The organism is Mammaliicoccus stepanovicii, assembly GCF_002902525.1.
Lineage (GTDB): Bacteria > Bacillota > Bacilli > Staphylococcales > Staphylococcaceae > Mammaliicoccus > Mammaliicoccus stepanovicii.
Genome location: NZ_PPQZ01000003.1, coordinates 25,340 through 38,396 on the forward strand (window position 1 = coordinate 25,340; position 13,057 = coordinate 38,396).

General features: G+C 32.6%; 12 protein-coding genes. 1 reads left to right on the forward strand and 11 read right to left on the reverse strand.

The window, feature by feature from the left end:
• Positions 1–29: 29 nt before the first annotated feature.
• Entirely contained in the window at positions 30–1,439 is a 1,410-nt protein-coding gene (locus CD111_RS00245; RefSeq protein WP_095089190.1) for an alkaline phosphatase, read from the forward strand.
• A gap of 202 nt (positions 1,440–1,641) precedes the next feature.
• On the opposite strand, the gene whiA is transcribed toward CD111_RS00245, so the two are convergent.
• From whiA to uvrA, 11 genes are all read right to left on the reverse strand, one after another.
• On the reverse strand, positions 1,642–2,583 hold the full coding sequence (whiA, locus tag CD111_RS00250) for a DNA-binding protein WhiA (RefSeq protein ID WP_095089192.1): 942 nt from the start codon (positions 2,581–2,583) through the stop codon (positions 1,642–1,644).
• A 134-nt stretch (positions 2,584–2,717) separates the two neighbouring features.
• Positions 2,718–2,867 carry a hypothetical protein gene (locus CD111_RS12615; RefSeq protein WP_169712000.1) on the reverse strand — a complete coding sequence of 50 codons (150 nt, stop codon included), beginning with the start codon at positions 2,865–2,867 and terminating at the stop codon, positions 2,718–2,720.
• Between the two features lie 97 nt (positions 2,868–2,964).
• Positions 2,965–3,954, reverse strand: a complete 990-nt coding sequence (locus CD111_RS00255) for a gluconeogenesis factor YvcK family protein (RefSeq protein WP_095089194.1) — start codon at positions 3,952–3,954, stop codon at positions 2,965–2,967.
• A complete protein-coding gene (gene rapZ, locus CD111_RS00260; protein WP_095089196.1) occupies positions 3,951–4,856 on the reverse strand; it encodes an RNase adapter RapZ in 906 nt (301 codons plus the stop codon). Before rapZ ends, CD111_RS00255 begins: the two co-directional genes overlap by 4 nt.
• Positions 4,857–4,987: 131 nt before the next feature.
• Positions 4,988–5,935: a thioredoxin-disulfide reductase gene (trxB, locus tag CD111_RS00265; RefSeq protein WP_095089198.1), complete on the reverse strand. Its 948-nt coding sequence runs from the start codon at positions 5,933–5,935 to the stop codon at positions 4,988–4,990.
• A gap of 63 nt (positions 5,936–5,998) precedes the next feature.
• Positions 5,999–7,435 carry a tetratricopeptide repeat protein gene (locus CD111_RS00270; RefSeq protein ID WP_095089200.1) on the reverse strand — a complete coding sequence of 479 codons (1,437 nt, stop codon included), beginning with the start codon at positions 7,433–7,435 and terminating at the stop codon, positions 5,999–6,001.
• Positions 7,436–7,439: 4 nt separating this feature from the next.
• Positions 7,440–7,922: an acyltransferase gene (locus CD111_RS00275; protein ID WP_095089202.1), complete on the reverse strand. Its 483-nt coding sequence runs from the start codon at positions 7,920–7,922 to the stop codon at positions 7,440–7,442.
• Positions 7,923–7,942: 20 nt separating this feature from the next.
• Positions 7,943–8,761 carry a prolipoprotein diacylglyceryl transferase gene (lgt, locus tag CD111_RS00280; RefSeq protein WP_095089204.1) on the reverse strand — a complete coding sequence of 273 codons (819 nt, stop codon included), beginning with the start codon at positions 8,759–8,761 and terminating at the stop codon, positions 7,943–7,945.
• Positions 8,761–9,693, reverse strand: a complete 933-nt coding sequence (gene hprK, locus CD111_RS00285; RefSeq protein WP_095089206.1) for an HPr(Ser) kinase/phosphatase — start codon at positions 9,691–9,693, stop codon at positions 8,761–8,763. The genes lgt and hprK overlap by 1 nt, the downstream gene beginning before the upstream one ends.
• Positions 9,694–9,883: 190 nt before the next feature.
• Positions 9,884–10,204, reverse strand: coding sequence for an SHOCT-like domain-containing protein (locus CD111_RS00290; RefSeq protein WP_095089208.1), 321 nt, complete (start codon positions 10,202–10,204; stop codon positions 9,884–9,886).
• A gap of 17 nt (positions 10,205–10,221) precedes the next feature.
• Complete coding sequence (gene uvrA / locus CD111_RS00295) at positions 10,222–13,056, reverse strand: excinuclease ABC subunit UvrA (RefSeq protein WP_095089210.1); 2,835 nt, start codon at positions 13,054–13,056, stop codon at positions 10,222–10,224.
• Position 13,057 lies beyond the last annotated feature (1 nt).

The following is a 13,057-nucleotide window of genomic DNA, read 5'->3' on the forward strand; positions in this document are numbered from 1 at the left end:
AATAAATCTTTATAAGGGAGAATGAGGTTATGACGTTATCAAAAAAATTCACTACATCTTTAATTACAATTTCATTAGTTGCTTCATCCATCGTAGGTACAGCTTTCGCTTCTGAAACACCAAAATCAGATTCTAAAATAGCTGTGTCCGGGAACACTAAAAATCCAAGAAACATTATTTTCATGGTTGGGGATGGTATGGGGCCATCATATAACTCAGCTTATAGACATTTTGCAGATAATCCTGATACGAAAGAAATAGAACCAACTGCCTTTGATCAATATTTAAAAGGTCAACAAAAGACTGATCCTAATGACCCTAAAGAAAATGTTACTGATTCTGCCGCCGGTGCTACTGCATTTAGTACAGGTCAAAAAACATACAATGGTGCAATTAGTGTAGATGAAAATAAGAAAAAGTTAAAATCAGTACTAGAACAAGCTAAAGAGGATGGGAAATCTACTGGTTTAGTTGTAACATCAGAAATTACAGATGCAACACCAGCAGCTTATGCATCACACGTTGATGATAGAGATAAGAAAGATGAAATAGCAAAACAATTCTATAATGAAAAAATTAATGGAGAGCATACAGTTGATGTGTTATTAGGTGGTGGCCAAAAATACTTCGGCTCTCAAAATGGCAATTTGCAGAAGAAATTCAAAAAAGATGGATATGATGTCGTTCATAATAAAAATGCATTAAAAAATGCAAAAAGCGATAAAATCTTAGGATTATTTGCTGATGAAAATATGCCTCTACAAATAGATGCACCAAATAAAAATCCAAAACTTGTAGACATGCAAAAATCCGCTTTACAACGACTTGAGAAAAACAAAAAAGGTTTCTTCTTAATGGTCGAAGGATCTTCAATTGATAAATCAGGTCACCCTAACGATATAACAGGCGTTATGTCTGAAATGAGTGGCTTTGAAGATGCATTTAAAAACGCAACTTCATATGCTAAGTCACACCCAGATACATTAGTCGTTGCGACCGCTGACCACTCAACTGGTGGATTAACAATTGGTAAAGGGAAAGATTACGTATGGAATCCAGATGCAATCAAGTCGATGAAACATTCCGGAAGTTATATGACTGAACAAATTGCAAAAGGAAAAGATCCAAAGAAAGTCATCAATGAAGGATACGGATTTAAAGTTGATGAGAATCAAATCAACATAATATCTAAAGAAGCGGATAAACTATCCAAGCTTAAGGAAGAAGATTCCCAATACGAAACTCAATTACAGGCATTACAAGACGCTATCCAAAAACCTATCAATGACAAATCACATACAGGATGGACTACTAAAGGTCATACTGGTGAAGACGTAAATATGTATGCAATGGGAGCAGGTTCTAACAAATTTGATGGTCTAATTGATAATACTGATAATGCTAAATTTATATTCTCATTCTTAGAGAATAAATCATAACGATATACATCCAATTTCTATGGCACTTGTTAATGACCTAAATAACCAAAAACAGACGTAACTCATTTTTTTAATGAATTACGTCTGTTTTTTTATTTCTACACAATTTTTGCAATATATTGTCGCTTCATTTTTTAAATATAAACTTCTATAACAATACATATTATTATAGTTAGTACTATGTCTTTTAATTATAATAATTTTATTCTATCGTTTCACCATTTCTTATTTTATCTGCCATTTCATTTAATTTTCGCAATCTATGATTTATACCTGATTTTGAAATTTTTCCACTTGATACCATTTCACCAAGTTCTTTAATAGATACGTCTTGATTATCTATTCTCAATCGAGCTACTTCTCTTAGTCGATCTGGTAAATTATCAATACCTATTTCCTTATCCAAAAGTTGAATACTTTCTACTTGTTTCATTGCAGCACTTACAGTCTTATTTAAATTGGCAGTTTCACAGTTTACAAGTCTGTTTACTGAGTTTCTCATATCTCGAATAATTCTTACATCCTCGAATTTCAATAATGCTTGATAGCCACCTATAATACTTAAAAACTCGGATATTTTTTCAGCTTCTTTTAAGTAACTAATGTATCCTTTTTTTCTTTCAAGTAATTTAGCATTTAACTGATATTGATTCATCAAACTTGTTAAGTCTGTAGAGTGTTCTTCATATAAAGAGAATATTTCGAGGTGATAAGAAGATGTTTCAGGATTATTTACAGATCCTCCTGCTAAAAATGCCCCTCTCAAATAACTTCTCTTACAACATTCATCTTGCAATATGTCTTTATCAATTTCTTGTGTGAACATACCATTTTGTAAAATACCTAGCTCATCCAATATTTCTTTAGCTTTTACTTTAATTCTACTTATATAAATATTGTTTTTCTTAAGTTTCATTTTCTTTCTCACTAATAATTCTACTTCAACACCGAAACATTTTTTTATTAATGAAAAAATACGACGAGCTATTGCTGGATTTTCAGTTTGTACATTTATAATAAACTGTTGATTAGATATACTCAAGTTACCATTCATGCGAATCAATGCTGAAAGTTCTGCTCTAGCGCAACATTCATCTACTTCAATTCTTGTTAATTCATTTTTCATCTCTGAAGCAAAGCTCATAGCAGTTCATCCTTTCTTAACTATATACGCACATAAAAATAATGATATGCCGAAAGACATATCATACGTTTCATTTCTATTTAATATTACATGGAACAGCCGGGCGTATCAAGTTATAAATCTTATGTTATGTATTATTTTTTTGTTGTTTCTTTAATAACGCCAAACATAATAAGTAACACGCCTATAACAAGAAAGGATACGCCGACTGCTTGATGTGTTACTAAACCTACCAATAACAGGATGCACCCTAACAATACAATCATCATTTGTACACGTTTCATATTTTCCACCCCATCAATGTAAACCTTTACACTCTTTATTACAGTTTACTTTAATTCAGCTTAAAAATATAGTAGCAAACAATAACATGTACAATTGTTATTCTTTATTTGTCTTAAATTGGATTGTACTGATCTCTCTCAGTGCGATTTCATAAATAAGTTGCGCCAATACTTTATTGTTATGTCTAATATATCTATGAGGTGTTATGCTCACTAAACCACTATCGTGAATACATTGTACACCCATCTCAGTTAATTTATCTTTATCAAATTTAACTTGTTTTGCTTCTTCTTCTTCATACCTTAATAAAATGTCATCATCAAATCGTTCATCCTGGCATATAACAAAATCAATAAACGTGTGACCAACATGATCATGAATAGCTTTCACATGATCACTAACTGAATAACCTGCTGTCTCGCCTTTTTGAGTCATTAAATTACAAACGTATAGCACTTCAGCTTCGGTATTTAATATGGCGTCTTTCATTTTATTCAAAATTAAATTAGGCATAATACTTGTATACAATGAACCCGGACCCATAACAATTAAATCTGCTTCTTCTATTGCATCTATAGCTTCCTGCATTGGTTCTATGTCTTCAGGTGTTAAATAGACTTTTTCTATTTTCTTAGAAGTTTTAGGTATTTTTGACTCTCCGACAATCACTTCTCCATCAGACATAACTGCATTTAATTTAACACTTCTAGTAGTAGAAGGAATCACTTGACCTTTAATATTTAATATTTTACTTAATTCTTTAACTGCATGTCCAAAATCATCTGTAATATTTGTCATTGCTGCCAGTAATAAATTTCCTACAGAATGCCCGCCTAACTTTTCTTCTTCAAATCGATGTTGAAATAATTTTTCAAGCATAGGTTCCGTATCACTTAACGCCGCTAGTACATTTCTTATGTCCCCTGGAGCAGGTATATCCATCACATCACGAATTTTACCTGTACTTCCGCCATCATCTGCTACTGTAACAATCGCAGTGATATCAATAGGGTAAGTTTTTAATCCTCTTGCTAGTACAGATAATCCTGTACCACCACCTATTAGGACTACTTTAATTTTTTTCATATTTTATGTTTGCTTTCAATGTGTGCATCGCGATGTGACGTATACACAGCGTAATCAAAATTGTCTCTAATATCTTCACCTATACGTTTAGCAAGTGCGACTGATCGATGTTGTCCACCTGTACATCCTATGGCGATGGTTAATAAAGACTTACCTTCTTTTTTGTATCCAGGTAACATGAACATTAATAAATCGCTAAACTTTTTGTAAAAAGTAACTGTTTCTTTCCATTTCATGACGTATTGATAAACTTCATCATCGAGTCCAGTCAATGGTCTCAATTCTTCAACATAATATGGATTTGGTAAAAATCGAACATCAATAACAATATCTGCATCTATTGGCATGCCATGTTTAAAGCCAAAGCTTAAAACCCTTACTTGGAATGATGACGAACGATCTTTTTCAAACGTATCGACTAAATTTTGAATTAATACTTTCGGTTTCATCTCTGTCGTATCAATTACAAAATTACTGATGCCTTTCACATCACTTAATAACTCTCTTTCTTGTTCTATTGCAGATAATAAACTTCCTTTTTCACTTAAAGGATGCGTTCTTCTCGTTTCTTTATATCTAGAAATTAATTTTTCATCGCTAGCTTCTAAAAATAATATATCTACTATTACTTTTTTCTCACTTTGTATATAATCTAGCTCATCTCTTAAATTATCAAAGAAATCTTTACCTCTTAAATCAATTCCAATCGCTACCTTAGATAATGATGGATTTCCTTGATCCATTAAATCTACAAATTTTTGCAACAAGATTGGTGGTAAGTTATCGACACAAAAATAGCCTAAATCTTCTAATGCTTGAAGTGCGACCGATTTACCGGCTCCTGACATACCTGTTACCACAAGCAATTCGTTTCTTACATTAGTTTTGTCTACGTGTTGCATAACATTTCTCCTTTAGCTACCTTATATACTTTCATCTTACAATATAATACCTTAAAATACATTAAATTATCATTCAGACTATAAAAAAAGGCATCACACCGTGTTACTCCACAATGTGATACCTTATAAAATTAAATAAGTTGTTCTTGGTCTTCTAATGATTCAATATAAGCTTGTGCATTTTGTGCAGCAATACTGCCGTCACCAGTTGCAGTGACGATTTGACGAAGTGTTTTTTCACGAACATCTCCTGCAGCATAAACACCAGGCACACTTGTTTCCATTTCATCGTTAGTTGCAATATATCCATTTTCATTTAAGATACCTAATGATTCGAATGGTTTTGTTAATGGTTTCATACCGATATAAATAAATACACCATCTGCTTGGTGTTCAACTTCTGAACCATCTTCAGTTGATACTAATGTGACAGAACCAACTTTACCGTCTTTTTCGTTAATTGTTTTCAATGTTGAATTCCAAATGAAATCAATTTTTTCATTCTTAAATGCACGGTCTTGAATAATTTTCTGTGCTCTTAATTGATCTCTTCTGTGGACGATTGTTACTTTATCAGCAAATTTAGTTAAGAAGATACCTTCTTCAACTGCTGAATCACCGCCACCGATGACATAAAGGTTCTTACCTTTAAAGAATGCACCATCACAAACTGCGCAGTAGCTTACGCCACGTCCACCAAGTTCTTGTTCACCAGGGACACCAATTTTCTTATATTCAGCGCCAGTCGCAATGATAATAGCGCGAGCAGTAAGTGTCTTGTCGCCCATATTAACGACTTTGTAATTACCTTTATCTTCTATTTCTTTAATATCACCATATTCATATTTAGCACCAAATTTCTGTGCATGTGTAAACATTTTTGTTGATAAATCAGGGCCTGATATTAAATCAAAACCAGGGAAATTTTCTACATCTTCGGTATTTGCCATTTGTCCGCCAGGCATACCGCGTTCTATCATTACAGTTGATAAATTAGCTCTTGAAGCGTAAACCGCGGCAGTCATACCTGCTGGACCAGCTCCAACAATAATTACATCATAATCTACTTGTGTCGTCATTTAAAAACTGCCTCCTCTTTTTAATTCAGTAAAATTGTACATCAATGTTTTAATTAAGCATACTTATATGCTCACTAAAGCATGAAGTGCTTTATTTAAGCGATATAGTGAAATATCAAAAGTCTTTTGCATATCTTTTTTAGAAACTTTTATATTTAACATTTTTAAATAAATATAAACAGATGCTGCTACATAATGTTCTATTTCTTCAATTGATTGGTTATCTGCAATCAACATTTCGGCGTGTTCTATCCATGCTACAAACAACTCTTTACCGTACTTTTGATATACAGATTCATTTATAAGGTTCATGCCTTTATCAATAAACCCAAGCTTATTAAGGTGTAAATCTTGAAATTTATACGTTATATACAAGCGTTCATAGTCTGGTAAGTTCTCTAATATCTCCCATAAATCTTGAGACATAACGAGTTCACGTTGTTTTACTTTACCTAATAGGAAGATTCCATAAATTCTATATCTATAATCTTCGTTTTTTAATAACGGCAATATATGACTATCCAACGTGTTCTTTATTTCGTCAATCTTCCATGGTGATAACTGATTATGATATTGTATGCCACTTTCAAATTTTTGCCAATGTTTCTTCGCTTCATCTTCATAACCTAAATTATAGTAGTTATAACTTAATGAATGATGTAATTGAGGCATATTCGCTTGTGTTTTTTTCAATAATGGTACTAATAATTGATTAGATGCTTCGTATTTACTTAAGTAGCTTAACACGACACCTAGCTTGAATGACTCTTCATCATTTATAGGATGTAGTTTACTTAGTCTACTTAAATAATGGTTAAAGCGTTCCATTTGTTCAGTATTATAAAGTAATAACGTCATATGACATAATGCATATATATCTGATGGATTTTCATCCAAAATCGATTTCAAAATATGTTCAGCATCAGCATATTTACCATTATATAACAATGCCATAGCTTGTAAATTCATAATGTGTTTGTCTTCAAGCATTTCTTTACGTTGTCTTTCAATATAAGTAACAGATTCATTCAACCTACCATGTGAGAATAAATATTGAAAGATATGTTGAATAACAAACTTTTCTGCTTCTTCTTCTACAATCGTTTGATCGCTATAGCTCACTTCAAACATTTGTATCATTTCATCAAAATAATCTTGATCATCTTCTATTACAACGTACATGAGACCAAACAAAAATGCTTTGTTCGGTTCATTTGTTTTCATAAACAATTGACTTAAATAAAAATAATAGTCACTTACAAACTGTTCTTTTACAATTTGATCGTACATCAGTTCTTCTGCTTTTATATTTTTATTACATTCTACTAGGCATTCGGCATATGGCGGGATGATAACAAAATCATCTGGAGAAAGTTCAAGTGCTTTTTCGAATAAAGACTCGGCATATGCATAATTTTGTTCTCTCATTTTTTCCATTGCTTTATGATAATAGAAGTCTTTATCAAACTTAACATGTATAATATTTGAATTATCGTCCAACGACTCACCGCCTTTTTTTAAGTTGCATAGGATTACCAAACGCCATCATGTTTTCAGGAACATCCTTTGAAACGACCGTTCCACTCGCAACTATTGCATTATTCCCTATTCTAACTCCTGCTAAAATTGTTGCATTTGCACCAATCAACACATTATCACCAATATCAACTGTCCCAGTACGATATTCTTCGACTAAATACTCATGACATAGAATAGTCGCATTAAACCCAATTATACAATTACGTCCAATTGAAATCAGTTCTGGATACATAATATCAGGCGTTGCTTTAAATGCAAACGCCGTTTTATCTCCAACAGTCATATTTAAAAATTTTCGAAATAGCCATAGTTTTAATTTAACACTTGGTAAATACCTACTAATTTCAATGATAATAACATTTTTTAAAACTTTAACAAAACGTATTGTTTCATACATATTCCATAATGGGTTAGAACCGGAGACTTTTTTAGTTTTTAATGCTCGCAAAATAAACACTTCTTTCACGTTTAGTTATGATAATAACCTTCAACATCCCGAAATTTCGCTGGATTGTATTTGATTCTTCTATATATAATACAGATTATTGATATTATGATAATTATAATTGAAATCACTTGGGCAATTCTCAAATATTCTGTAAGCATTAAACTATCTGTTCTTAAACCTTCAATAAAGTATCTTCCTATTGAATAATAAATAAGGTAACTAAAGAACGTTTCACCCATTTTCAAATGTGGTCTTAATAATAACAATAATACAAAGCCTATAAGATTCCAAATCGATTCATACAAAAATGTTGGTTGATAATAAACACCGTCTATTTGCATTTGATTAATAATAAATTCAGGAATATGTAGATTTTCTAGAAAAACTCTTGAAACCGGTCCACCATGCGCTTCTTGATTTATAAAATTTCCCCATCTACCAATTGCTTGTGCCAATATAATACCTGGTGCTACAATATCGACTATTTGGAAGAATGATAAATGTTTAATTCTACATAATATAAAGCCTGTTAAAAATGCACCAATTAGTCCACCATGTATAGCTATACCGCCATTCATTATAAGTGGAATTTCAGATAAATGTTGGCTATAGTATCCCCATTCGAAAGCTACATAATAAATACGAGCGCATATAATTGCCATGATAACACTCCATATTATTAAATCGATTAATGTATCTTCTTTCAAACCAACCTTCTTAGCTGTTTTTTGAGAAATAAGATAACCAATTAATATACCAGAAGCAATAATAATTCCATACCATCTTATAGCTAATGGACCTAGCTGAATGGCTACTGGATCAATACTTAACAATTCCATTATTCATTCTCCTTACGAGCATTCTTTAATATTTCAGCATTTAAGCGATTATTAAATTCTTCTGCTGTATTAATACCCATGTTATTCAAGCGATAATTCATTGCTGCAACTTCAATAATAACAGCTAAATTTCGCCCAGGTCTGACTGGAATCGTTTTTTTAGTGATTTTCGAATCCAATATCGTTAAGGTTTCTTCATTCAAACCCACTCTGTCATAAATTTTTTCTTTATTCCATGTTTCTAAATTAATGTTCAACTTGATACGTTTCTCCATTAGAATAGAACCCGCTCCAAATAATGTCATAACGTTTATGATACCTAATCCACGAATTTCTAACAAATGTTCTATGATCTTTGGCGCTTTACCTATTAATTCATTCTTATTAATTTCTTTAATTTCAACATTATCATCTGCAACAAGCCTATGTCCTCTTTTGACAAGTTCAAGTGCTGTTTCACTTTTCCCGACACCACTATCACCTGTAATTAATACACCAACACCATATACGTCAACCAACACACCATGAAGTGATGTCTCAGGTGCTAATTCCCTTTCTAAATAACTCGTTACTTGACCCATTAATTTTGTTGTTGAAGACTCGCTTTTTAATAATGGTGTATTCGTTTCATTACAACTGTTAATCAATTCTTCTGGCGCTTCTAGATCACGCGTTATAATGATCGCTGGCGTTTCAGGTCGACACAGTTTACCCATGCGTCCAGCTTTTTCTTCTTCAGGTAATAAATTATAAAAAGAGAGCTCTGTCGTACCTAAAACTTGAATCCTATCAGACGAATAATGCGAAAAATACCCAGCCATTTCTAAGCCAGGACGTGACAAATCTGTTTCGGTAACTTTACGATGCAGTCCATTTTTACCTGCAATCACTTCCATGTTAAATTGTTCTATTAATTTACTACTTGATATCATAGGTTCACCTCTAGGTTAATATATGTTAATTCTAATGAACTTTGCTTAGAACTGCAATCATTATAAACAAGACATGTCTTGTAAATTTTAAGATAAAAATGGAGCGAGACAGAAATCTAATTTTGTAAAAAAGATTTCTTAGTCCCGCCCCAGCAAGGATAATGATATTCAACCAATGACTTTAAAGTGATTATATATCTTTATTTTGGTCATTATTTCTATTAAATGAACGGATGATGTCTCTCAAAGATTCATCTAATTGTCGAATTGGATCTCCTTCATTTGTTTCTTTATTTTTGAATTGCTTTTCGAATTCTGTTTTACCAGTTTTAGCAGTTGTTTTAACTTTATCTAATAAATCTTCAAACAATGATTCTACATTTTCCTTTGATGCGCTTGAACATGAAGATGCGCCAGTATTTGAAGTCGCTTCTAATAATTTCACCGCTTCATCCACATTAATATTGCCGTTTTCGATAAGTTCTAATATCTTAATTTGTACTTCATTCATGATAATGGCCTCCCGTATTATGCTCGATCTCTTGTTAAAATCGGCTTTAAATATTTACCTGTATAAGATGCTTCTACTTCTACTATCTCTTCAGGAGTGCCAGTTGCGATAATTTCACCACCACCGTCTCCTCCTTCTGGACCTAGGTCGATAACATAGTCTGCTGTTTTAATTACATCTAAATTGTGTTCTATAATAATGACTGAGTCACCATTTTCTACTAGTCTATCTAGCACACTTAGAAGTCTTTTTATATCATCTACATGTAAACCAGTAGTTGGTTCATCTAATATATACAACGACTTGCCATTTGATCTTCTATGCAGCTCAGATGCAAGTTTGACACGTTGTGCTTCCCCACCTGATAAAGTTGTTGCGGGTTGTCCTAGTTTGATATAACCTAATCCAACGTCCACTATAGTTTGTAATTTTCTATTTATCTTAGGTAGACTTTCAAAGAAATGACAAGCATCTTCTACAGTCATCTCCAACACATCAGAAATGCTCTTACCTTTGTAAGTGACTTCCAATGTTTCTCTATTATACCTTTTTCCGTCACAGACTTCACATGGTACGTATACATCTGGAAGAAAATGCATTTCGATTTTGATAATGCCGTCACCTTTACACGCTTCACAACGGCCACCTTTAACATTAAAACTAAATCTACCTTTTTGGTATCCTCTTACTTTAGCTTCATTTGTTTGGCTAAATACATCTCTAATATCGTCAAATACACCAGTATAAGTTGCTGGATTTGACCGTGGCGTTCTTCCTATTGGTGATTGATCAATATCTATGATTTTTTCAATTTCGTTAACACCTTTAATCGATTTATGTGCACCTGGTGTTGTTTTCGTATTGTATAATTGCTTCTGTAAACCTTTATATAAAACTTCATTAACTAATGAACTTTTACCTGAACCTGATACACCTGTTACACATGTCATAACTGATAATGGAAAATCAACATTCACATTTTTTAAGTTATTACTTGTTGCACCTTTTACAGATATTTTACGTTTTGAAACTTTTCTTCGTTTAGAAGGTACGTATACTTTTTCTTTACCACTTAAATATTGACCAGTTAATGATTTTTCATTCTTCATCACTTCTTCTGGTGTACCACATGCAACAACTTCGCCACCGTGTATACCAGCTTTTGGACCAATATCAATTAAGTAATCAGCTGCTTTCATCGTATCTTCATCATGTTCAACTACGATTAAAGTATTACCCATATCTCTCATTGATTTTAAAGTTTCGATTAATCTATCATTATCTCTTTGATGTAAACCTATTGACGGCTCATCAAGCACATATAACACACCTGATAGTCGAGACCCTATTTGTGTAGCTAACCTTATTCTTTGCGCTTCACCACCAGATAACGTACCTGATGCACGGCTTAAAGTTAGGTACTCTAGACCTACATTGTATAAAAATGATAATCTTTCATGAATTTCCTTTAATATTAACTTAGCAATTTTTTGTTCTGTTTCATCTAAATTTAAATGATCAAAATGTTTAAGTGCTTCTTTAATTGAATATCTTACAACTTCACCGATATGTTGACCATCGATTTTAACTGATAGTACTTTATCATTTAAACGGTATCCATTACATGTTTCACATGTTTTTTCTACCATATACTTTTGCATTACTTCTCTCACATATTCTGAAGGTGATTCATGGTAACGTCTTTCAATATTTGTTAACACACCTTCATAAGCCATCGTTCTTTTACGGTTTGTTTTCACACCATAATCTTGGTTAAACTCAAACTCAATTTCATAATCGTGTCCACGAAGTACGATATTTTGTTCTTTTTTTGTTAATTTATTAAACGGCTTATCCATATCAATACCAAAATGCTTACACGCTTGATTTAAAAGTGTTGGATAATAATTTGAACTAATTGGTTGCCAAGGTAATATAGCACCTTCATTTAAACTTAACGTTTTGTCTGGCACTACTAAATCTAAATCTACAGTTAATTTACTACCTAATCCATCACATGATGAACATGCACCAAATGGACTGTTAAATGAGAACATTCTTGGTTCTAATTGATCCACTGAAAAACCACAAATCGGACATGCATGATGTTCTGAAAACTTAATTTCATCACCGTCAATAATATCTGCTACTGCATTCCCTTCAGCCAACTCTAACGCAGTGCCAAGTGAATCTGCAACCCTTGCTTCAATGCCAGGTTTAATGACGAGCCTATCAATTACTACATCTATAGAGTGATTTTGATTTTTGTTTAAGTCTGGTACATCATCAACATCCATGATATCTCCATCAACTTTTAATCTTGCATAGCCTTTTTTGGCAATATCTTCTATTAATTTCTTATGTGTACCTTTACGACCAGAAACGATTGGTGAAAGGATTTGAATTTTAGTTCGTTCTTCTAACTCCATTACTTGGTCAACCATTTGTTGAATGGTTTGTGACTTTATTTCTATTCCATGATTGGGACATATAGGTCGTCCAACTCTAGCATATAGTAATCTTAAATAATCATATATTTCAGTCACAGTTGCGACAGTTGACCTTGGGTTTTTACTAGTTGTTTTTTGATCAATCGAAATTGCAGGAGATAACCCTTCAATTAAATCTACATCTGGTTTATCCATTTGTCCTAAAAACTGTCTAGCATATGCACTTAATGACTCTACATATCTACGTTGGCCTTCTGCATAAATCGTGTCAAATGCTAATGATGATTTCCCTGAACCTGATAAACCAGTCATTACAACAAGTTGGTCTTTAGGTATTTCAATATCAATATCTTTTAAATTGTGTGCTCTCGCACCTTTAACGATGATGGATTTGTTTTTCATC

Excerpts from the sequence above, each read along its gene's own strand:
- CD111_RS00245 (WP_095089190.1), top strand. The coding sequence starts at position 30 with ATGACGTTATCAAAAAAATTCACTACATCTTTAATTACAATTTCATTA.
- whiA (WP_095089192.1), bottom strand. The coding sequence starts at position 2,583 with ATGAGCTTTGCTTCAGAGATGAAAAATGAATTAACAAGAATTGAAGTA.
- CD111_RS12615 (WP_169712000.1), bottom strand. The coding sequence starts at position 2,867 with ATGAAACGTGTACAAATGATGATTGTATTGTTAGGGTGCATCCTGTTA.
- CD111_RS00255 (WP_095089194.1), bottom strand. The coding sequence starts at position 3,954 with ATGAAAAAAATTAAAGTAGTCCTAATAGGTGGTGGTACAGGATTATCT.
- rapZ (WP_095089196.1), bottom strand. The coding sequence starts at position 4,856 with ATGCAACACGTAGACAAAACTAATGTAAGAAACGAATTGCTTGTGGTA.
- trxB (WP_095089198.1), bottom strand. The coding sequence starts at position 5,935 with ATGACGACACAAGTAGATTATGATGTAATTATTGTTGGAGCTGGTCCA.
- lgt (WP_095089204.1), bottom strand. The coding sequence starts at position 8,761 with ATGGAATTGTTAAGTATTGATCCAGTAGCCATTCAGCTAGGTCCATTA.
- hprK (WP_095089206.1), bottom strand. The coding sequence starts at position 9,693 with ATGATATCAAGTAGTAAATTAATAGAACAATTTAACATGGAAGTGATT.
- CD111_RS00290 (WP_095089208.1), bottom strand. The coding sequence starts at position 10,204 with ATGAATGAAGTACAAATTAAGATATTAGAACTTATCGAAAACGGCAAT.
- uvrA (WP_095089210.1), bottom strand. The coding sequence starts at position 13,056 with ATGAAAAACAAATCCATCATCGTTAAAGGTGCGAGAGCACACAATTTA.